This window comes from Ilumatobacter sp., assembly GCF_039969435.1.
GTDB lineage: Bacteria > Actinomycetota > Acidimicrobiia > Acidimicrobiales > Ilumatobacteraceae > Ilumatobacter_A.
This window is the reverse complement of sequence record NZ_JBDVNU010000037.1, coordinates 1-19,108: the sequence shown is the minus strand read 5'-3', so window position 1 is coordinate 19,108 and position 19,108 is coordinate 1. Positions and strand designations below refer to the sequence as shown.

18 protein-coding genes are annotated in these 19,108 nt (G+C 67.5%); 15 read left to right on the top strand and 3 right to left on the bottom strand.

From position 1 onward, the window contains the following. The first annotated feature begins 9 nt into the window (after window positions 1–9). The 5 genes from ABJK40_RS20900 (at window position 10) to ABJK40_RS20880 (ending at window position 6,793) form a co-directional block, all read left to right on the top strand. Window positions 10–1,776 carry an ABC transporter substrate-binding protein gene (locus ABJK40_RS20900; protein ID WP_348481045.1) on the top strand — a complete coding sequence of 589 codons (1,767 nt, stop codon included), beginning with the start codon at window positions 10–12 and terminating at the stop codon, window positions 1,774–1,776. 50 nt (window positions 1,777–1,826) lie between these two features. Further along, window positions 1,827–2,780 carry an ABC transporter permease gene (locus ABJK40_RS20895; RefSeq protein WP_348481046.1) on the top strand — a complete coding sequence of 318 codons (954 nt, stop codon included), beginning with the start codon at window positions 1,827–1,829 and terminating at the stop codon, window positions 2,778–2,780. Further along, window positions 2,767–4,725, top strand: coding sequence for a dipeptide/oligopeptide/nickel ABC transporter permease/ATP-binding protein (locus ABJK40_RS20890; RefSeq protein WP_348481047.1), 1,959 nt, complete (start codon window positions 2,767–2,769; stop codon window positions 4,723–4,725). Before ABJK40_RS20895 ends, ABJK40_RS20890 begins: the two co-directional genes overlap by 14 nt. Further along, window positions 4,725–5,702: an ABC transporter ATP-binding protein gene (locus ABJK40_RS20885; protein WP_348481048.1), complete on the top strand. Its 978-nt coding sequence runs from the start codon at window positions 4,725–4,727 to the stop codon at window positions 5,700–5,702. Before ABJK40_RS20890 ends, ABJK40_RS20885 begins: the two co-directional genes overlap by 1 nt. A gap of 125 nt (window positions 5,703–5,827) precedes the next feature. Continuing rightward, a complete protein-coding gene (locus tag ABJK40_RS20880) occupies window positions 5,828–6,793 on the top strand; it encodes a hypothetical protein (RefSeq protein ID WP_348481049.1) in 966 nt (321 codons plus the stop codon). Between the two features lie 15 nt (window positions 6,794–6,808). Here the strand turns inward: ABJK40_RS20880 and ABJK40_RS20875 are convergent, their stop codons facing one another. Then, the gene (locus ABJK40_RS20875; protein WP_348481050.1) at window positions 6,809–8,104 is read right to left on the bottom strand and encodes an alkyl sulfatase dimerization domain-containing protein; all 1,296 of its coding nucleotides are present in this window, start codon (window positions 8,102–8,104) and stop codon (window positions 6,809–6,811) included. An 87-nt stretch (window positions 8,105–8,191) separates the two neighbouring features. Between ABJK40_RS20875 and ABJK40_RS20870 the strand changes: the two genes are divergently transcribed. The 9 genes from ABJK40_RS20870 to ABJK40_RS20830 all read left to right on the top strand — a co-directional run bounded on the left by ABJK40_RS20870 (window position 8,192) and on the right by ABJK40_RS20830 (window position 16,767). Beyond that, window positions 8,192–8,668 carry a heavy metal-responsive transcriptional regulator gene (locus ABJK40_RS20870; protein WP_348481051.1) on the top strand — a complete coding sequence of 159 codons (477 nt, stop codon included), beginning with the start codon at window positions 8,192–8,194 and terminating at the stop codon, window positions 8,666–8,668. Between the two features lie 54 nt (window positions 8,669–8,722). Continuing rightward, window positions 8,723–11,197, top strand: a complete 2,475-nt coding sequence (locus tag ABJK40_RS20865) for a heavy metal translocating P-type ATPase (RefSeq protein WP_348481052.1) — start codon at window positions 8,723–8,725, stop codon at window positions 11,195–11,197. A gap of 49 nt (window positions 11,198–11,246) precedes the next feature. Continuing rightward, a complete protein-coding gene (locus ABJK40_RS20860) occupies window positions 11,247–11,453 on the top strand; it encodes a heavy-metal-associated domain-containing protein (protein ID WP_348481053.1) in 207 nt (68 codons plus the stop codon). A 134-nt stretch (window positions 11,454–11,587) separates the two neighbouring features. Then, a complete protein-coding gene (locus tag ABJK40_RS20855; RefSeq protein ID WP_348481054.1) occupies window positions 11,588–12,520 on the top strand; it encodes an alpha/beta hydrolase in 933 nt (310 codons plus the stop codon). A gap of 140 nt (window positions 12,521–12,660) precedes the next feature. Beyond that, window positions 12,661–13,617 carry an ABC transporter ATP-binding protein gene (locus ABJK40_RS20850; protein ID WP_348481055.1) on the top strand — a complete coding sequence of 319 codons (957 nt, stop codon included), beginning with the start codon at window positions 12,661–12,663 and terminating at the stop codon, window positions 13,615–13,617. Continuing rightward, window positions 13,614–14,489 carry an ABC transporter permease subunit gene (locus tag ABJK40_RS20845; protein ID WP_348481056.1) on the top strand — a complete coding sequence of 292 codons (876 nt, stop codon included), beginning with the start codon at window positions 13,614–13,616 and terminating at the stop codon, window positions 14,487–14,489. Before ABJK40_RS20850 ends, ABJK40_RS20845 begins: the two co-directional genes overlap by 4 nt. Continuing rightward, the gene (locus tag ABJK40_RS20840; protein ID WP_348481057.1) at window positions 14,486–15,475 is read left to right on the top strand and encodes an ABC transporter ATP-binding protein; all 990 of its coding nucleotides are present in this window, start codon (window positions 14,486–14,488) and stop codon (window positions 15,473–15,475) included. The genes ABJK40_RS20845 and ABJK40_RS20840 overlap by 4 nt, the downstream gene beginning before the upstream one ends. Beyond that, window positions 15,472–16,239 carry a hypothetical protein gene (locus ABJK40_RS20835; RefSeq protein WP_348481058.1) on the top strand — a complete coding sequence of 256 codons (768 nt, stop codon included), beginning with the start codon at window positions 15,472–15,474 and terminating at the stop codon, window positions 16,237–16,239. Before ABJK40_RS20840 ends, ABJK40_RS20835 begins: the two co-directional genes overlap by 4 nt. A 99-nt stretch (window positions 16,240–16,338) precedes the next feature. Next, a complete protein-coding gene (locus ABJK40_RS20830) occupies window positions 16,339–16,767 on the top strand; it encodes a hypothetical protein (RefSeq protein WP_348481059.1) in 429 nt (142 codons plus the stop codon). Window positions 16,768–16,879: 112 nt separating this feature from the next. Here the strand turns inward: ABJK40_RS20830 and ABJK40_RS20825 are convergent, their stop codons facing one another. Then, a complete protein-coding gene (locus tag ABJK40_RS20825) occupies window positions 16,880–17,275 on the bottom strand; it encodes a hypothetical protein (RefSeq protein WP_348481060.1) in 396 nt (131 codons plus the stop codon). A gap of 610 nt (window positions 17,276–17,885) precedes the next feature. Then, window positions 17,886–18,401: a hypothetical protein gene (locus tag ABJK40_RS20820; protein ID WP_348481061.1), complete on the bottom strand. Its 516-nt coding sequence runs from the start codon at window positions 18,399–18,401 to the stop codon at window positions 17,886–17,888. Between the two features lie 218 nt (window positions 18,402–18,619). Between ABJK40_RS20820 and ABJK40_RS20815 the strand changes: the two genes are divergently transcribed. Next, on the top strand, window positions 18,620–18,991 hold the full coding sequence (locus ABJK40_RS20815) for a hypothetical protein (RefSeq protein WP_348481062.1): 372 nt from the start codon (window positions 18,620–18,622) through the stop codon (window positions 18,989–18,991). Window positions 18,992–19,108: the final 117 nt, after the last annotated feature.

The following is a 19,108-nucleotide window of genomic DNA, read 5'->3' as shown; positions in this document are numbered from 1 at the left end:
CGGGGGAACATGCGGAACCAACGAAGGACTCCACTGCTGGCGGTCGCGATGAGCGCAGCGCTGCTCGTCGCAGCGTGCAGTTCGGGCAGCGACGGCACGCCGGCGGACAGTGAGCCGGAGGCGACGGTCGCCGCCGGATCCGACGACACGGCACCCGATGACTCCGCACCCGATGCGAGCGCACCCTCCGAGGACGCTGAGCCGGCCGACACCGATGCGTCGAGTGACCCGGCACCGCTCGAGAACCAGGATCAGATCACGAGCGAGGGTGAGGGCGGCGACGTCGACCCGGCAACTCTCCAGCCCGTTGCGGGCGGCGAGATCGACTGGGCCATCGACAGTGACGGCACCGGTTTCGACACGACCGGGGCGATCGCGCCGGGGTCGATCCGAGTGATCACGGCGCTCAACGACTCGCTGGTGACCCTCGATCCGAACGGCGGCTGGCAGCCGCTGCTCGCGGAGAGCCTGGTGCCCTCCGACGACTTCATGACGTGGACCATCACCATGCGCCCGGGTCTCACGTTCCACGACGGCGAACCCGTCGACGCCGAGGCGGTCCGCGCCAACATGCAGACCTTCAAGGACAGCCCCACGGTCGGTTTCGCGTTCGGGCCGGTCGAGACCATCACCGCGGTGAGCGATCTCGCCGTCGAAGTCACGATGTCGAGCCCATGGGCGACGTTCCCGTTCTCGCTCTACGGACAGGGCGGTTGGATGGTGTCGCCGTCGACGATCGGAACCAACGAGACCTTCGTCGGCACGGGTCCCTTCATGCTCGAGAGCTGGACGCCGAACGACAGCGCACGCGTGGTGCGCAACCCGAACTACTGGCGGGCCGACGAAGGCCTCCCGTACCTCGACGCGATCAACTTCAAGTTCCTGGTCGAACAGACGGTCCGGCGTCAAGCGTTCGACGCAGGTGACGTCGACGGCTACCAGAGTCCCGGCGACACCGACATCATCGACTTCCTGGACGACGACGAGGCCGACGTGTGGATCGGCACCGGTGGTGCGAACGAGTACCTCTGGTTGCTGAACACCACCGCGCCACCCTTCGACGACGTCCGGGTCCGCCGGGCGATGGCTCATGCGATCGACAGGGATTTCATCATCGAGACCTTCCGGTCCGGTCTGACCACGCCGGCCGACGGCCCGTTGGACGAGTCGTCGATCTTCTACACGCCGAGCGGCTATCCCGAGTTCGATCCTGCGGCCGCCCAGGCGCTGGTCGACGAATACGAAGCCGAGGTCGGACCGATCTTGTTCGAGTTGACCGTCCAGCCCGACCCCTCCGTCGTCGAGGTCGCCGACGTGATGTTGTCCTTCCTCGCCGACGTGGGCATCGAGGGGTCGACGAAGGAGATCGGTCCGGGCCAATCCGTGCCGCTGGCGATCGCCGACGACTTCCAGGCGTTCTCGTGGGCCCAGTTCGGTCCTCCCGATCCCGATGGCCTCTACGTGTTCTTCCACTCCAGCGGAGGGGTCCTGAACTGGACGAACCTGGTCAGCGCCGACATCGACGCCGGCCTCGACGCCGGCCGTGTCACCGATGATCCCGAAGCACGCAAAGCGGGCTATGCGCAGTTCCTCACCGCGCTCGGCACGGAGGTGCCCATGCTGTGGATCGACCACCTGAACGGCGTCGAAGCGGTGGTGACGATCCCGGCGATCCGCGGGATCGGCGTTCCCGGCGTCACGCCGGAAGGGTCGCCGACGCTCCCCATGACCGATGGATCGTTCTTCAGCTGGTCGCAGGTGTGGCTCGAGCAGTGATCCGACGTTGCGCCGAACCCGCTCTGTGACGTTGCCGTCGAACCTGTGACATGTTGATCCTTCGACGCGTCGTGCGTCTCGTGTTCGTCTTCTTCGTCGTGACGTTCGTGACCTTCGTCCTGCTCGACCTCACACCGGGTGATCCCGCCGAGACGTTCGCCGGCTTGAACGCGACACCCGAGGTCGTGGAGCAGATCCGGGTCGACCTCGGACTCGACGGTTCGTTGTTCGAGCGGTACGTGCACTGGCTGGGCAATGCGGTGAGGCTCGACTTCGGCGACTCCGTCGTCACGAGGGGTTTCAGCAGCTTCGATCTGATCCGCGACACGTTGCCCAAGACCCTGGAACTGATGATCCTCGCCGAACTGATCGCGATCGGCATCGCCGTTCCGCTCGCGATCGCCTCGGCCCGCCGACCGGGCGGGATCATCGACAACCTGTCGTCGTCGTCGGCGTTCGGCCTGCTCGCCCTGCCGTCGTTCGTGCTCGGCATCTACATGTCGTACGTGTTCGGCGTGAAGCTCGGATGGTTTCCCACCATCGTCGACAATCTGCCGGGCCTCAACGACGATCCGATCGAGAACCTCCGTCAGATGTTGCTGCCGTCGGTGACGCTCGCACTGAACCTGGTGGCCGTGTACCTGCGCCTGTTGCGCAGCGACCTGATCGAGACGCTGCAGGAGGACTACGTGATGCTCGCGCAGGCCCGGGGTCTCAGCGAGAGGCGGGTGATGTGGCGTCACGTGCTGCGTCCGTCGTCCTTGAACTTCACCACGGCGGTGGGGTTGAACGTCGCCGGCCTCGTCGGAGGCGCGTTCATCATCGAGATCCTCTTCGCGATCAACGGGATGGGAAGCCTGGTGATCCGTTCGGTGATCCTCGAGGACTTCAACGTCGTCGCGGCCGTGGTGGCGATCCTCACGATCGCCTACGTGTCGCTGAACTTCATCGTGGACCTGCTGTACGCCTGGCTCGACCCGAGGATTCGCCATGGCGCTCGTTGAACCCGGTCCGACCGGAGTCAAGACCGCGTCCGAAGCGGTGGCGTCCGTCGACCACCCCGCGCCGGACCGCTCGACGCGCCGGCTCGGTGTGCTGTTCTGGATCGCCGCAGCGTGGATCGTCGTGCTCGTGTTCTGTGCGGTGTTCCGCGATCTGCTGCCGCTCCGCGATCCCGAAGCGCTCGGCATCCGGACCCGGGAGGTGCGCAAGTTCGAGGACCCGAGCTGGAACGCCTGGTTCGGAGGCGACGGGCAGGGTCGCGACCAGTTCGCCCGCGTGGTGCAGGGTGCCCGGCCGGCGCTGATCATCGGGCTCACGGTGACGTTGATCGGTGGGTTCCTCGGCAGCGCCATCGGCGTCACCTCGGGCTACCTGCGCGGCAAGGTCGACACCACCACGACCGTGGTGATCGACATCTTCCTCGCCTTCCCCGGTCTCGTCCTGCTGATCGCCGTGCGAGCGTCGTTCGGGAACTCGATGCTGGTGTTCATCGTGTTGTTCTCCATCACGAGCATCCCCGGCTATGCGCGCATCGTCCGTGGAGCGTCGTTCGCCCTGTCCGAACGTGACTTCGTCGACGCAGCCGAGGCCATGGGTGCCACGAAGCGGCGCGTGTTGTGGAAGGAGCTCGCTCCGAACGTGGCGGTCCCGGTGTTGTCGTTCGCGTTCATCGGCTTCGCGCTGGTCATCGTGGCCGAAGGTGGCCTGGCGTTCATCGGCCTCTCGCTGGACGAGGTGACGTGGGGCAAGCTGATCGCCGAGGGGACCGGAGACATCAAGGATCACGCCCACGTGTCGCTGATCCCGGCAACGGTGATGTTCGTCACGATCCTCGCGTTCAACCTCGCGGGCGACTCGATCCGCCGGCTGTACTCGCCCCGTGAGGTGGCCACCCAGCGGCGCCTCCGGGTGGAGGGCGTCCCGGACGCCAACCCCGACGGCTCGGTCCTGCACATCTCCGACCTGTACACGACGCTGCACACGCCGGCCGGCGACGTGCACGCCGTCGACGGCGTGTCGCTGTCGGTGCGGGCCGGCCAGGCGCTCGGCGTGGTGGGGGAGTCGGGGTCGGGCAAGACGATGATCCTGCGCTCGATCGTCGGAGCGTTCGCACTGTCCGACGTGACCCGGGCGGGGACGGTCGAGGTGGCAGGCGTCGACATGTTGCGCGCTCCGCGCGATGAGGTGCTGCGGACGCTCGGCACCGAGATCGGCATGGTCTCCCAGAACCCGCTCACTGCGCTCAACCCGGTGCGACGGATCGAGTCCCAGATCATCGAGCCGATGCTGGTGCATCGGGGTACGTCGAAGGCGCAGGCACGAGAGCGTGCGCTGGAACTGCTGCGACTCGTCGGCATCCCAGCGCCCGAGCGTCGTCTGCGCGAGTACCCGCACCAGCTGTCGGGCGGGATGCGACAGCGGGTCACCATCGCCATCGCACTGGCGAACGAGCCCAAACTCCTGCTCGCCGACGAGCCCACCACGGCGCTCGACGTGACCGTGCAGGACCAGATCCTGCGGTTGCTGTCGGGGCTGCAACAGGAACGGGAGATGGCGATGGTGCTGGTCACCCACGACCTCGCTGTGGTGAAGGGCTTCACCGACTCGGTGGCGATCGTCTACGGGGGTCAGGTCGTGGAGTACGGGCCGACGACGGAGATCTTCGCCAACCCGCGCCACCGCTACACCGTCGCCCTGATGCAGTCGATGCCCGACCTGGACCTGCCCAGCCACTCGGAACTGACCACGATCGACGGCAGCCCGCCGTCGCTGGTGCGTCCGACGCCGGGGTGCCGCTTCGCCGCCCGCTGCCCCGCCGCACAGGACGTCTGCCACTCGCTCACCCCGGCGGCGATCGAGAGCGACGACCACTGGTTCCGGTGCCACTTCCCGGCCGAGATCGCACCGGTGTCGGTCGGTGCTCCCACACGTTCGGAGGTCGACTGATGGCGGGGACGGGGAGCGGGCACCTGCGCGAGGGGTCGCTGTTGCAGGTCGACGAACTCGTCGTCGAGTTCCCGGCTCGCCGCAAGCAGGTCGTGCACGCCGTGTCGGGCGTGAGCTTCGACCTCGTGAAGGGCGAGACGCTCGGCATCGTCGGTGAATCGGGTTGCGGCAAGACCACGACCGGCCGCGCCGTGATGCGGTTGGAGCCGGTGGCGAGCGGAACGGTCCGGTTGAACGGCGTCGACCTCACGGCGCTCGACGGTGAGGGTCTGCGCCAGGCACGACGTGCCATGCAGATGATCTTCCAGGACCCCGTGTCGTCGCTGAACCCCAGCCGTCGGGTGCGCGACATCGTGCGTGAAGGTGTCGACATCTGGGGGTCTGAGCGCCCGAACGTCGACGACTGGGTCGCCGAGGTCCTCGACTCCGTCGGACTCGGCGACGAGGGCGTGCTCGATCGGCGTCCCCACGAATTCTCGGGCGGGCAGTGTCAGCGGATCAACATCGCCCGGGCGTTGGTCATGGAGCCCGACGTGCTGATCCTCGACGAACCGGTGTCGGCGCTCGACGTGTCGGTCCAGGCCCAGATCCTCAACCTGCTCGAAGGCCTGAAGACGAAGTTCGGCTTGACCATGATGTTCATCAGCCACGACCTGGCGGTCGTCAAGAACATCAGCGACCGGGTGATGGTGATGTACCTCGGCAAGGTGTGCGAGATCGCGAACACCGACGACCTCTACGCCGATCCGACCCACCCGTACAGCCGGGCGCTGCTCGCATCGATTCCCGGCCACACACTCGACCTCCCGCCTGCCAACGAGTTGATCAGCGGTGAGCTGCCGTCACCCCTCGACCCGCCAACGGGATGCCGATTCCGCACCCGCTGTCCTCGTGCGACCGAGGTGTGCGGTACCGACGAACCCGTCCTGGTCGAAGTGCAGGCCGACCACTGGGTCGCCTGCCACCATCCCGAGTAGGGCACCGTCGCGAGGAGGTCCCGTCCCGAGTCGGCACGGTCCCGAGCGAGGCACCGACCCGAGTCGGGAGACGTCCTGTCCGATGTCGGAGTCGGGCACGACGGCGATTGGGGCACACTGGTCGGGTGACGGGGGCCGACGACTACTTCACGGTGAGTGCGCGGGTGAAGCGGCACGGTCTGATCTCGGCGGAGTGCGAGCAGCTCACCGGCGGTCGACCCGATGCCGACGGCGTCGCCCCGGCATCATCGGTCGACCTCGTCCCCCGGGCGGCGTTCGTGCAACTCGGCGTCCGGACGTTGGCCACGGCCGCCACATTCGACGACCTGGTGCAGGCGGTCGCGGGCATGCGGTTCGAGGCCGACCGGTTCCGGATCGACGTGCACGATCCGTCGGGGCGTGGGCAACGGAGCTCGACCGACGTGGCGACGGCAGTGGCCGACGTCATCGAGTTCGGTCCCGATCTGCGTGATCCGCTCCACCGCTTCCTGGTCGTGCCTCGCGATCACGGATGGCTGTTCGGTGAGGTCGTCACCCGGACCGAGGCGGGCCACGCGCGCCACGACGCCAAGCCGTGGACCACGTCGTCCTCGCTCGACGGTCGATTCGCCCGCGGGCTGGTCAACCTGGTGCCCGAGGCTCGATCCCTGCTCGATCCGTGCAGCGGTGCGGGCTCGATCGTGCTCGAAGCGGCGTCGATGGGTCTCGACGTGCGCGCGGTCGACTGGAAGCCGGCCATGGTCGGCATGACGAGGCAGAACCTCGCACACTTCGGCTACACGGCCGACGTCGCCCGCGCCGACTCGCGCTGCCACCCCTTCGCTCCCGTCGACGCGATCGTCACCGATCTCCCGTACGGGCACGCCATCGACGCCGACGAACCGACCATCCGGGCGATCCTCGCGAACTGCGCTCGCTCGTCCCCGCTCGGCGTGTTCGTCGCACCGGCCGACTTCTCCCTGTGGCTCGAAGCGGCGGGATACACCGACATCGAGGTCCACACCGTGCTCAAACGTCGCGGCTTCACCCGATGGATCCACCGAGCCCGCTCGACCCGGCACGCGGGGCGAATGGTGTCAGACACCGAATGAACGTCGCGAATGGTGTCAGACACCGTTCGCGACCTCTCGGGAATCGAGGTCGGCAATGGCCTTCGACTCGCGCATCGCACCGGCGAAGATCCCTTTGGCCATGAGCGACGTCTCGATCTGGCGTCGATGGGCGTAGACCTCGGCGCGGATGGCGTGGACCGAGGCGTCGTCGGGCGCGGCCCAGGCAGCGAGATCGACGAGATGGCACGCGAGGCGCGTGTCGTCGGCGAGGACCTCGGTCGCCCGGGCGGCCAGCCGATCGGCGCCGCCCGCCAACTCCGCGAGTTCGTGGGCCAGGGTGGCGTCGGGGGAGGGCTTGAGGCGACTCGGAGCACCGTCCCACCACCCGCCGTACTGGCGCCAGATGTTCCGGATCACGAACTCGGGCTCGTCGTAGAGCGGGCGCAGATACGGCATGGCGAGCAGTTCCGGTGCGACGCCGACGGTGTGGATGATCGTGTCGAGGACCTCGCCGGCGTTCATCATCTCGACCACGTCGGCGACGAGGCCTTCGAGAGCCCCGGCGATCGTGGTGAGCATCTCCTCGATCCGCTCGGCGCCTCCGACCGGCAGTCCGTGGGCCGGCAGCAGGATCTCGGGTCGTCGAGACGCCATGTCGCGCAGTGCCGCGGCCCACTCGAGCGGATATCGCTGCACCTTCTGAGGGTTGCCGGCGTTCGGGAAGTTCCAGATCACGAAGTCACCCGCGAACATCCACTTCTCCTCCGGCATCCACCCCCAGAGGTGATCGTCGGTCTCGCCACGGGCGTGGTGCAACTCGATCGTACGGTCGCCGACGACGAGGGTGTCGTGAGTTGCGACGATGTGGTTCGGAGCCATCGTGCCCTTCGGGATGAAGTCCGGTTCGTCGGCATCGCCCATCGTGAAGTCGCCGCGCACCCCGCCGAACTGTCGGGCATTGATCAGTACGTTCCACGCGTTCGTGTCGCGGTACCGGGCGAAGCGCCGGGCGACGTTCTCGTGGCCGACGACGACCATGTCGTCGAACGCAGCGTCGAACGCGACCGATCCTCCGACGTGGTCGGCGTGACCGTGTGTGTAGACGAGGTGTGACACGGGGGACGCGGTCCACCCGGTGATCGCCTCGACCACCGCCGCGCCCGTCGCCTCGTGCGAGGCGTCGAATGCGACCAGACCGTCGCCGGTGTCGACCAACACGCTGTGGGAGAACGACTCGACGACGGCCAAGCCGTCGGCCACCTCGGTGAGTTCCTGGGTGATCCGGTTGAAGGGCCGGTCGTTGTCGCCCGATTCGATGATGTCGGCGGAGAGCTGCAGCAGGTCGTCCATGACTCGACGGTACGCGATGGGGGACGACGGCCGGAGATTCCAGTGGAGGTCAATGTCGTCCGCGTCGACACCGATACGTTGGAATCCATGCAGATCGGGGAACTCGCCAGGACCGCCGGGGTCACCACCAAGACCATCCGCTACTACGAGTCCATCGGCGTGCTCGACGAACCCGAGCGCACCGGATCGGGGTACCGCAGCTACGGGCCGGGAGCGATCGAGCGTCTGGAGTTCGTCCGCCAGGCGCAGTCGTCGGGACTCGCGCTCGCCGAGATCCGATCGATCCTCGAGATCAAGGACGACGGCGGCCAGGCATGCCAGCACACCACTGCGCTCCTGGGTCGCCACCTCGCCGAACTCGACGCCCGGATCGTCGAACTCGAAGCGGCGCGCGACGAGCTCCGGGCCATGTACGAGCGAGCCGGGTCGCTGGACCCGGCCGAGTGCACCGGTGCGAACGGGTGCCAGATCATCACCGAACCGCTCGTCTCTGCATCGGGGGAGACCCGACGTCGCTCGGAGCGGGTCTCGAACCCACGGCATTCGAGCCGCGTGGAGGCTTGAACGTGACGGAAGTCGCTTGACCTTGCCCTCGACTGGAAGGCGTACGGTGATGCCATGACCGATCAGATGATCGACCGTGACACCGCCATCGACGTGCGCACCCTGGACCTCGATGTCGAGGGCATGACCTGCGGTTCGTGCGCGGCCCGCGTCCAGAAGACACTCGCGAAGCAGGCCGGCGTCGCAGACGCCGAGGTCAACTACGCCACGGGTCGTGCCCATCTGTCGGTCGACGGCAGCGTCGACGTCGGCGCGCTCCGAGCTGCGGTCGAACGGGCCGGGTACGTCCTCGCAGCACCCGTCGAGCGGGTCGCCCGACCGGGCGAGTTCGAGATCGGCGGCATGACCTGTGGATCCTGCGCTGCTCGCGTCCAGAAGGTGCTGACCCGTCAACCCGGCGTGGCCGACGCCGAGGTCAACTACGCCACCGGGCGGGCCAGGGTCACCCCTGCCGACGGAGCGACGATCGACCCGATCGCTCTGGCCGATGCCGTCGCCCGGGCGGGGTACGAGTTGACCGACATCGCACCGCAGTCCGCGCCGTCGGGCCCGAGTGCCGCCGACCGAGCCGAACTGGCCGACCTCGACGAGGCGAAGCACCGCTCACTGTGGCTGCGCCGTGCGGTGATCTCGGCGCCGGTGGCGGCGTTCATGTTGTCGACCATGCTGTACCACGAGACGGCGATGATGACCGACTGGCTGCGCTGGCTCCAGTTCGCTCTGGCCATTCCGGTCCAGTTCTACGTGGGCTGGCCGATCCTCCTCGGCGCCGCCCGGCGCGCCCGCCACCTCACGGCGAACATGGACACGCTCATCGCGATGGGCACCCTGTCGGCCTTCGTCTTCTCGACCTACCAACTCCTCACCGGGGGCATGGAGCTGTACTTCGAGGCAGCGGTGGTGATCATGTTCTTCATCACGCTCGGTCGCTACCTCGAGGCACGGGCCAAGGGTCGCGCCGGCAAGGCATTGCGTGCGCTCGTCGAACTCGGGGCCAAGGAGGCGCGGCTCCTGCGTGACGGTCCGGACGGTGACGTCGTGGAAGAGCTGGTCCCGGTCGAATCGGTGCGGGTCGGCGACGTGTTCAAGATCCGGCCGGGGGAGAAGATCCCGATCGACGGCGAGGTGATCGACGGATCGAGTGCCGTCGACGAGTCGATGCTCACCGGTGAGTCGCTGCCCGTCGACAAGCGTTCCGGCGACAAGGTCGCCGGGGCAACCGTGAACACGTCGGGCGTGCTCGTCGTTCGTGCGACGGCGATCGGTGCCGAGACCGTGCTGGCCCAGATCGTCAAGCTGGTCGAGGACGCACAGACCGGCAAGTCCGCCGCGCAGCGTCTGGCCGACCGGATCTCGGCCGTGTTCGTGCCGGTCGTCATGGCGATCTCCCTGCTCACGTTCCTCGGATGGGCGAGTGTCGGTGGCAGCGTGCAAGACGGCGTGTACGCGGCGGTGGCCGTGCTGATCATCGCCTGCCCGTGTGCGCTCGGGCTCGCCACCCCGATGGCGATCATGGTGGGAACCGGTCGCGGCGCCCAACTGGGCATTCTGATCAAGTCGGTCGAGGTCCTCGAACGCACCCGCCGGATCACCACGGTCGTGTTCGACAAGACCGGCACGTTGACCGAGGGCGCGATGTCGGTGACCGACGTCGTCACCATCGGGTCGACCAGCGACGCCGAGTTGCTCGGCAAGGCCGGAGCGGTCGAGGCCGACAGCGAGCACCCGATCGGGCAGGCGATCGCACGCGCCGCTCGCGAATCGAACGGTTCGCTCGACGAGGTCACCGCCTTCGACACGATCGTCGGTCACGGCATCCGTGCCGACGTCGACGGCACGACGGTGTGGGTCGGTCGTCGAGAACTCGCCTCGCAGGCGTCCCTGCGTCTCCCCGAGTCGCTCGACGATCGGGCGGCGGAACTCGAGAACCAGGGACGGACCGCGGTGTTCGCCGGTTGGGACGGCGAGGTGCGCGGAGTGATCGCCGTGGCCGACACCGTCAAGGCGTCGGCGGTGAGCACCGTGAGCCGACTGCACGACCTCGGGCTGACCGTCGCGATGATCACCGGCGACAACGCTCGCACCGCTCAGTCGATCGCCGATGCCGTCGGGATCGACCGGGTGATCGCCGAGGTGCTGCCCCAGGACAAGCAGGACGAGGTCGCACGCCTCCAAGACGCAGGTGAGGTCGTGGCCATGGTGGGTGACGGCGTCAACGATGCCCCGGCACTCGTCCAGGCGGACCTCGGCATCGCCATCGGAACCGGGACCGACGTGGCGATCGAATCGAGCGACCTGACGCTGATGCGCGGCGACGTCGCTGGCGTCGTCACCGCCATCGCTCTGTCCAGGCGGACGTATCGGACCATCGTCCAGAACCTTTTCTGGGCGTTCGGGTACAACACGATCGCCATCCCACTCGCCGTGTCCGGTCTGCTCAGCCCGCTGATCGCCGGCGCCGCGATGGCGTTCTCGTCGATCAGCGTCGTCGCCAACAGCATCCGCCTCCGCGGATTCAGCGGCACCTGAGCGCCGACGCACGACCTCGTATCTCGCAACCATCACACAGGAGAGCGACATGAACCAGTCAGAGACCACCACGTACTCGGTCCCCGAGATCTCGTGCGGACACTGCAAGTCCACCATCGAGGCCGCAGTCGGGGATGTCGACGACGTGCGCGCCGTCGACGTCGACATCGATGCGAAGACCGTCACCGTCGAGGGAGGGCAGGGCGATGCGATCGTCGCCGCGATCGAGGACGCAGGGTACGACATCGCCCGCTGACGTGTGCCGGGGCTGTGTGAAAGACCGTTCGGCGTCCTACCGTGGACGAACATGCGGGCGCTCACGAAACGCATCTCGGCTGACCATCCGGTCCGTCGTCGTTGCTGTGTGAGGTACGAGCATCTCGACGCGCGATGTTGTTGCTGACAGTCGTCGTCGCCGCCGTGGCGATCGCAGCGTGGCAGGTCGTCCACCGGTCCTCCCTCCTCGTGCGACGGTGGAGCGCGTCGTCGTTCCCGCGCCGCGGTGCGGGCTCGCTGAGCATGCGCGACAGCGGAACCACGGGGCACCCGAACGAGGAGGTGGTCGTCCTGCTGCACGGACTCGGTGCGACGGGTGACTACTTCGGAGCGTTCTACGACGGTCTGAGTCGGCAACGACGAGTGTTGATCTTCGACCTCCTCGGGTTCGGCCGATCGCTCGACGAGGATCGCCAGGACTTCGAGGTCGACGATCACGTCGCGGCACTCGACGAGGCACTGGTGACCCTCGGGCTGGGTGAGTCCACGGTCATCCTGGCTGCGCACTCGATGTCGGCGGCGATCGCGCTCACCTGGGCCGATCGGCATCGGGACCGGGTGGGCCACGTGTACCTCTGGGGCGCGCCGGTGTATCGCGATGAGTCGGCGGCTCACGCGGTCCGCCAGGAGTACGGCCTGATGAGTCGTCTGTTCGTCCTCGACACGAAGTGGGCCGAACGGGCGTGCCGGCTGAACTGCATCAACCGCGACGTGAGCGGCGGGGTGATGGCGGCACTCTCGCCTCGGTGGCCCACCAAGGTCAGCAGCGACGTGTCGCGGCACACGTGGCCGGCGTACCAGTCGTCGCTGCGTTCGCTCGTCCTCCACTTCGACTGGACGGCGGTACTGCCGGCGCGGGTGCCGTTGACGTTCTTCCACGGGGCGGACGACCCGATCGGCGACCAGGCGTGCATCGCCGAACTTGCCGGCGACGCCGAGTTGGTCGAGGTCGCGTCCGCGGATCACCACATCGCGCTGCAGCATCCCGAGTTGCTGTTCGATGCGCTCGGAGCGACACCGGGCGAGCCGACGGCGACGTCGCCCTGAACGCCCATCGGATCCGACCCGATCGGTCGCCGGATCCGACCCGATCGGTCACCGGCGTCTCGTCTGCGACGACCAGGGCTGCGACGGAATCGTCCGAACGGCCGATGGGAACGGGGCCACGAAGGTGCGACACTCACGGAGTGCAGCCGATCATCGAGACCCGGGGGCTGGTGATGCAGTTCCCGAGCACCCTCGCTCTCGATGCGCTCGACCTCCGGGTCCCTCCCGGCGTCACGGGGCTGGTCGGAGCCAACGGTGCCGGGAAGACGACACTGATCTCCCTCACGCTCGGTCTGTTGCGGCCGAGTTCGGGGTCGATCACCGTGCTCGGGCTCGATCCGACGACCGACGGCCCCCGCCTCCGCGCCCAGATCGGGTACGGACCCGAGCGCAACGTCCTTCCCGACGACATGCGCGCCTACGACTTCGTCCGCCATCTCGCCGAGGTGAAGGGCCTCCCTCGGGACGAGGCGCGCACCCGTGCGAGTGATTCGCTCTACCTGGTCGGACTCGGCGAGGAGCGGTTCCGTCCACTCGGAACCATGTCGACCGGGCAGCGTCAGCGGGTGAAGCTCGCACAGGCCATCGCCGCTGCGCCGCAGTTCATCGTGCTCGACGAGCCGACCGACGGTCTCGATCCCGTGCAGCGTGACGAGATGTTGAACATCATCGTCCAGGTCAACCGCGACTTCGGGATCGACGTGATGCTCTCGTCGCACGTGCTGGAGGAGGTCGAACGGGTCTGTGACCACGTCGTCGCCCTCGACCAGGGCCGGATGGTCGCGCAGGGCTCGATGGAGGAGTTGGCCGGGACATCGGGTGGCGTCGACGTCGAACTGGTCGACACGAGCGACGTGCCGGGTGCCGTCGACGAGGTCGTTCGTCGGCTCCGTGACGGCGGCGCGCACGTCGATCAGGTCGGAGCGATCCTGTCGGTCACCGGTTCCTCCGACGACGAACTCTTCGACCTCGTCGCTGCGTGCGTCGCTGCCTCGGGAGCACGGTTGCGGCGCCTGGGCCGCCGGCGACGGTCACTCGACGACATCTTCACCGACGACCGCCCCGCCGCACCTGCACCGTCGGGATCCGGGTCGTGAGCGAGTCGTCCGAGCGCGGCGACGCGCAGATCTCCACGCGCGGGTTCCAGCGGTATGACGGTGAGCGTTCGGGCGTGGCCGGCGCCGTGCGCAGCGTGACGTGGCAGAGCGTGCGTGCCACGCTCGGTCTCGGCCGAGGTGCGAAGAACAAGATCTTTCCGATCATCTCGGTGGCGATCGCGTACGTCCCGGCGATCGTGTTCATCGGGCTGGCCGTGCTGATCCCGTCCGGGATCGTCGATGGTCCCACGTACCCGGAGTACTACGGGTTCGTCACCTCGGCGATCGTCCTGTTCGCTGCACTCGTGGCACCCGAGGTGTTGGTGTCGGACCGCCGCAACGGGATGCTGGCGTTGTACCTGTCGACGCCGTTGCACCGCGGCACCTATCTCGTGTCGAAGATGCTCGCAGTCGCTGCCACGCTCGGCCTCGTCACACTCGGCCCGCCCGTCCTCGTCCTGCTCGGATACACGTTCGACGGATCAGGACCGGACGGATTCGGGAACTGGATGATCGTGCTCCTGCGCATCGTGCTGTCCGGCGTCGCCGTGTCCGCAGCGCTCACCTCGATCTCCATGGCGGCGTCCTGCCTCACCGATCGGCGAGCGTTCGCAGCGATCGGCGTGGTGCTGCTGGTGCTGGCGTCGCCGATCCTCGCGTCGGCCCTGGTCGAGGGAGCCGAGATGTCGGAGAACTGGCGGTTGATCGACGTGTTCTCCATGCCGTTCGAACTCGTCTTCCGGATCTTCGGTGACCCCGGCAACTTCCCGGCCGTCTCCACGCAGGCCGTTGTCGCGGTCAACGTCGCATGGACAGTCGGCGGACTCGCCGTGGTCGCGTGGCGCTACTCACGGCTGGTGATCGCACGGTGAACGCGCTCCCACTGCCCAGCGCACCTGTCGTGCCCGATTCGTCGACCGCGTCCACCCCGCACGAACCGGTCACGGGGATGATCGCCGTGAACGGGGCCTCCAAGTTCTTCGGGTCGGTGGTCGCGGTGAGCGATGCGACGTTCGCGATCGACCGGGGTGTCACGGCTCTCCTCGGCCCGAACGGTGCCGGGAAGTCGACGTTGTTCCGCATGATGTGCGGCCTCACACCGACCTCGCGCGGCACGGTGCGTGTCCTCGGCGAGGACCCGCGACACGATCGAGGCGTCCGCGGTCGCATCGCGCTGGTTCCCCAGCAGGACGCGCTGTTCGACCACCTCGACGCGATGGCGATGGTTGCGGTCTCGGCGCGTGGTCACGGCATGGCCGACCCGGTGGGCGTCGCACGCCGAGCCCTCGAATCGGTCGACCTCGCCGACGTCGGTCCGAAACCCGTGGGGGAGTTCTCGAAGGGGATGCGCCAGCGGGTGAAGGTCGCCTGTGCACTCGTCAACGATCCCGACGTCCTGATCCTCGACGAGCCGCTCACCGGTCTCGACCCGGTCCAGCGCCGACGCATGATCGCGCTCTTCCACCGGTTGGGCGACGACGGTCGCTGTGTCCTGGTGTCGAGCCACGTCCTCGACGAGGTGGCCCGGCTGGGCTCGCGGGTGCTGGTGATCGCCCAGGGTCGACTCGTCGCGAGCGGCGACTACCGGGATCTCCGCGCCCTCATGGACGACCGGCCGTTGCGCATCCGGATCGCATCGTCCGAGCCGCGTCGCCTCGCCACGGCCCTCGTCGGTCGGGGTCTGATCAGCGCAGTGACGCTCCACGACGACCATGTCGTGGTCGACACGCTCGACGCAGACGCGGTCGGTCGTCAGCTCGCCCCACTGGCGATCGAACTCGGTCTGCGCCTCACCGAGATCAGCCCGTTGGATGACGACCTCGAGTCGGTGTTCCGCTACCTCGTGGAGGGACGATGACCCGCGACGTCACGCCACGTCAGGAGTCGGATCGACTGCCGCGGGGGGTCCGCCCGTTGGCCGCGGTCTCGTTGACGTATCGCGTCGTGCTGCGTCAGCTCACGAGCCGCGCCCGCATCGTCGCACTCACTGCGCTGGCGCTCGTCTCGACGGTGGCCGGGTTCGCCCTCGGCAACGCCGATGCGGATCTCGAGGCGGCCGTGCGGCTGATCTCCGGTCTGGGTTTCGCTGTCGTGATCCCGGTCGTGTCGCTCGTGTTCGGTGGCGCGGCGATCGGCGACCTGCGTGAGGACAAGACGCTCGTCTACCTCTGGCTCCGACCGATGGACCGTTGGCCGATCGTCGTCGGAGCCTTCCTCGCGGCGCTCACGCTCACCGCGCCGATCACCCTCGTTCCCGTCGTGTCCGCGGCCGTGCTCACAGGCGCAGGTGGTGGACTCGTGCCGGCCACGATCGTGGCGGGACTCGTCGGCGTGATCGCCTACTGCGCGATCTTCACGATGCTCGGCGTGTGGCTCAAGCGGTTCATCGTGTGGGGTCTCGCCTACATCCTCATCTGGGAGGGCTTCATCGCTCTCGGCGGCGCGGGCGTGGCGCGCTTCGCGATCCGCAAGTACACCCGATCGATCATCGTGGACCGCACGGGGATCGACCTCGACCTCGCCGACTTCGGATTCGCGACCGGAGTCGTCGTTCCCCTCGTCGTCGCTCTGGTCGCGCTCGCTCTGGCGACGTGGCGACTCGGTGCTCAGGACATCGACTGAGGTCGAGAGGCGAACGCACAGTGGCCGTGACGGTCGACGACGTCGATGCGCACCACGCACCACGTCGAGCAGCCCCGACAGGTCTGTGACACTGGTGTCGTGCGTTACGTGACACGGATCGAGCGGTTCCGGCTCGGCGAGTATCCGATGGTGTGCGTCCGATCCGGGCAGCCGGCGACGAAGCTGGTGCCGGTCCAAGCGAAACGCACCACGGTCTGGCCGTGGATGTTGCTTCCCTTCAGCGTGATCTGGTTCGCCATGGTGAAGTGGGTCGCGGATTCCGATCATCCGTGGGGGCGGTTGCCGTTTGCCGAAGGGCACGTGGAGGGGATCACGGCAACCTACGAGAAATCGATCGGTGTGATCATCGAAGGTGTGCACCCGGAGTTCGTCGAAGCAACACGTCGTTCTCAGCGCGACAGCACCGTCGAGACCGCCGACGGACCCGACCCCGCTGCGCCGGCCGACCCGCTCCTCGGACCGAATCGGGCGCCGGAGTCCGGCCACAGCTGCACAGCGGATCGTTGACGTCCAGGGTCGACCGAGCGGTGTCGTGGGTGCTCGCTGTGTCCAGCGGAGGTCTCGCAGATCGCTTCCACGGTACACTCCGCCGACGTTCCAGCGACCCGACCGAGAGGTCTCAGGCGCTGATGCGGGCGGTGCAGGTCTCACCTGTCGCCGGGTTGGTCGCCTTGGCCACGAAGGCGTCCTGGCCCGACCGGTTCGCCGTGCGGCCCCTGACCGTGAACGACCCGCTCGGAGCGACGGTCTTGCGGGCGCCCGTGACGACGGCGGCGGCGTTGTCGGTGATGCGCACGTTCCACGTCTGACCGTTGCGGTTCGAGTCCACTTCGAACTCGTACTCGAACGTCGAGCCTCGGGGCTGGACCTTGAACTTGTAGTCGGTGCTGCCGGAGCAGTCGCCCTTCTTCACGATGTCGCCGGCCTTCGCCGAGACGGGACCGACGCCGATGGCGCCGACGGCGACGATGGCGACTGCGGAGGCGGTGACGCTGCGAACGATTCTGGTCTTCATGGTGTGTGTCTCCTTCAGGAGTGGTCGTGTCGTGGATCCGGAGCGGAATCGCTCCGACATCGACCAGCGTGAACGTCCGGCGGAGCACGTTGCCAGTGGACCATGGTCCTAGTACCGGCGCTCTGGATCGACCCAGCAATCCCGGCTCGGGAACGCTTCGACACGTCGGGCTCGGCGTCGACATGCGTTGGCCCCGAACGGTTCGGTGCCCGCCGTCGGCGACGCGATTGCTCGCAGTCTGGATCTCGGTGCGAGCGAGCGCCCGACCACAGGTGTGATGGTGTAGCTGGGGGATCCGCGCTCCAGTTCTACCGCATCGAAAGGCACCTGCTCGACGGTGGTCTGCGGTCGGTTTCACGCCTTCGCCGGGGCGCTTGTCGACACGCTGTGCGGGCACTTGTCTACGTGATCTGATCGTCTCGCTTCGATCGCTGATGGTGGCGCCGGAGTTGCCATGTTGAGTACGCAACAGCCACCACCGACGCCCGAGCGATCCATATGAGCAACCCCGAGTTGTCGACGCCGATGCCGGCCAACGGTCGTACGAGCCCCCACAGGGTGCGGCGACGTGGGACGTCCGCTCCGGACAGCACAACCGTCACCGCGATCGTCACGATCCCGAGCAAAGCACCGCAAGCCACACCTGCGGCCCATCTGAGTCGCGCCCCCTGGCAGACGCAAACAGCGAACGCCCGAGCACCCGGATCGGAGCAACAATCATCAAGCCCATCAAGTAGGCAACTCCCGCTGCGATGAAGCCGAGCAAGAGCGTGAGCGCAGCGACGAGTGCGAACCACGACGGATCAGCATCCTCTCCTCCACCGTACGAGAGCGGGTAGATGGCCGCGCCGTACGCGCACTGCACCGCCAGTGACGCCGACATCAGGCCGAGGTCGACCCGCATTCGGTGACTCATCCGACGATCCTCCGGGGAGCCGGCGTCGGCGGTGAAATCGGCCAGCGGAATGAGAAGGCCCATCAAGAACCCACCCGCTGCCATCGTCACGGCGTAGACGCTGAACGCGTCGCTCTCGCCAACGCGGGCGATGCGGGTCAAGATGACGCAACCCCCCACAGTCTCGACCGCCAACACAGCGATGCGGAGTCGAGACCGATTGTTGTCCATGGTGTCCTCCGTGCCGAGTCGTCGTCGCGACACGGTACTGAGCGGCTCGGCCGGCGTTGAGGGTCGCTCGGAGATGGAGTGCCCGCCAACGGCACATCGGGGATACCCCGCACCGGCACGGCGAGCCTCGTGGGGATTGGCGTCGGTCTGCTCAGCGCATTGTTCAGGGCGGTTGCAGAGCACCGGGCCGCAATTCTGAGCAGCTACTCTCCGCACGCATGCACGAGCCCACAGCCGCCCGTTCCTTCGACACAAAGGGGTGGCTGTGGCAGAGAGTTCGGAGGTTCGTATGGGGGATTGGCATCGTTGCTGCACTGCTGTTGTTCAGCGCAATCGCCATCCAGTTCGACGGAAATGACGAGCCCGAGCGCGTCACCACGCCACTGGTCACCATCCGACCGGTCGACGCTCCAACGCGCAGCGACGTCGCTGACGCGCTCTACGGCACTGCCACATGCATCGACGATCCGTCGTGCGCCATCGTGACCGGTGTGACCGCTGGCGCAGGCGGCACTCTGGTGATCGAGACGTCGATGTACCCCGACGGAGACGCTGTTATCCCAGCGGGGACTGTCAGATCCGCGGTGTAACTGGTCTGGCCTGAAACGCTGAGCGACTCGCTCGGCTGGAAGGACAGACAACCATGACAGACCATGATGTGGCGGTGGCGACACCGTCGGATGAGACGAGCGAGGAGCGGCCCGATC

Bases quoted from the DNA above. Each gene is read 5' to 3' on its own strand.
- ABJK40_RS20820 (WP_348481061.1), bottom strand. From the start codon at position 18,401: ATGGACAACAATCGGTCTCGACTCCGCATCGCTGTGTTGGCGGTCGAG.
- ABJK40_RS20860 (WP_348481053.1), top strand. From the start codon at position 11,247: ATGAACCAGTCAGAGACCACCACGTACTCGGTCCCCGAGATCTCGTGC.
- ABJK40_RS20865 (WP_348481052.1), top strand. From the start codon at position 8,723: ATGACCGATCAGATGATCGACCGTGACACCGCCATCGACGTGCGCACC.
- ABJK40_RS20815 (WP_348481062.1), top strand. From the start codon at position 18,620: ATGCACGAGCCCACAGCCGCCCGTTCCTTCGACACAAAGGGGTGGCTG.
- ABJK40_RS20895 (WP_348481046.1), top strand. From the start codon at position 1,827: ATGTTGATCCTTCGACGCGTCGTGCGTCTCGTGTTCGTCTTCTTCGTC.
- ABJK40_RS20855 (WP_348481054.1), top strand. From the start codon at position 11,588: ATGTTGTTGCTGACAGTCGTCGTCGCCGCCGTGGCGATCGCAGCGTGG.
- ABJK40_RS20875 (WP_348481050.1), bottom strand. From the start codon at position 8,104: ATGGACGACCTGCTGCAGCTCTCCGCCGACATCATCGAATCGGGCGAC.
- ABJK40_RS20885 (WP_348481048.1), top strand. From the start codon at position 4,725: ATGGCGGGGACGGGGAGCGGGCACCTGCGCGAGGGGTCGCTGTTGCAG.
- ABJK40_RS20825 (WP_348481060.1), bottom strand. From the start codon at position 17,275: ATGAAGACCAGAATCGTTCGCAGCGTCACCGCCTCCGCAGTCGCCATC.
- ABJK40_RS20900 (WP_348481045.1), top strand. From the start codon at position 10: ATGCGGAACCAACGAAGGACTCCACTGCTGGCGGTCGCGATGAGCGCA.
- ABJK40_RS20835 (WP_348481058.1), top strand. From the start codon at position 15,472: ATGACCCGCGACGTCACGCCACGTCAGGAGTCGGATCGACTGCCGCGG.
- ABJK40_RS20890 (WP_348481047.1), top strand. From the start codon at position 2,767: ATGGCGCTCGTTGAACCCGGTCCGACCGGAGTCAAGACCGCGTCCGAA.
- ABJK40_RS20870 (WP_348481051.1), top strand. From the start codon at position 8,192: ATGCAGATCGGGGAACTCGCCAGGACCGCCGGGGTCACCACCAAGACC.